General features: G+C 63.9%; 1 protein-coding gene. It reads right to left on the bottom strand.

The window, feature by feature from the left end; all coding sequences use genetic code 11:
• The coding region (locus AC07U4_RS24845) for an IS110 family RNA-guided transposase (RefSeq protein ID WP_495197608.1) at positions 1–565 on the bottom strand (565 nt) is incomplete at both ends.

Genomic DNA, 565 nt, shown 5'->3' with positions numbered 1-565 from the left:
CCGTGGCCCAGATGAATCCTACCAGTTCGCGAGCGACCGCAGTCGCGGCGACGTTGCTGCGCTTTCCGCATCCCTCCAGCCGGCGGAAGCGCTTGTTGAGCCGAAGCTGCGCTTTCCAGGCTACGTCCTTCAGCGCCTGATCGTAGTTCTCCCGTTTGCGCAGTAGCAGCGCGCCTACCTTCGGTGGCCAGCGATAGGCCCAAGCCGCCTCGACCAGCATGACCCGTGCGATTGAATTCCCGGCCTTGGTGATCCCGCCCGGCCGGATCTTGCTGCCGCTGGAGTATTCGCCCGGTACGAGACCGAGGTAAGCCATCAGCTTGCGTGGACTGCCGAAGCGAGTGAAGTCGCCGATCTCCGCGGCGAGCGTCACAGCGATGACGAGGCCGATTCCCTTGAACACCTGCAACGCGTGTACCACGGGCGCGAGCGTCCAACTCGGAACCAGCTCGGCGATCTGCGCTTCGACCTCCGCCTTGCGTGCCTCGGCCTGCTCGAGCCGGTTGATGTAGCTTTGCAGCGCCAGCTTCTGTGCGGGATGTTCGAACTTCAGGGTGGAAAGCCA

It is taken from the genome of Sphingomonas sp. GW821-FHT02B09, assembly GCF_059421875.1.
Note: the sequence above shows the minus strand (reverse complement) of the source record. Positions and strands in the feature narration are given on the sequence as shown.